This window comes from Vibrio sp. T20 (genome assembly GCF_007858795.1).
In the GTDB taxonomy this organism is placed as follows: Bacteria; Pseudomonadota; Gammaproteobacteria; order Enterobacterales; family Vibrionaceae; genus Vibrio; species Vibrio satsumensis.
Genome location: NZ_VFEB01000083.1, coordinates 1 through 286, shown reverse-complemented (window position 1 = coordinate 286; position 286 = coordinate 1). Strand labels below are relative to the sequence as shown.

Here is a 286-nt window from a genome sequence, read left to right as displayed (position 1 = left end):
AAAGTCTGCAGACAGTTCTAGCTGAGCATCTTCACGTGTTTGTAGGCGGTTCAGCGCGTCCACTAACTTATCAATCGCTGGCTTTAGGGTTTCATTTTCGCCTAAACCAGTTAGGAAAGAACGAATGTCAACAGAGTGGTAGTGATCGAGTTCTTCTTGAGTGAGTTCTTTAGCGAATAAGCTTGATAACCACCAGTAGATTTCTGCTCTTTGTTCGTTGAACGCTTTTGTATCTTTCATTGGATTGATCCTAATATCGTCTTTCGTATACCCGGGGTACTCAGTC

Annotated in this window: 1 pseudogene; it reads right to left on the bottom strand. The window is 43.0% G+C overall.

The features are described 5' to 3' along the window. A pseudogene (locus tag FTW16_RS08380) lies at positions 1-240 on the bottom strand (molecular chaperone TorD); the annotation flags it as partial. Between the last annotated feature and the right edge of the window lie 46 nt (positions 241-286).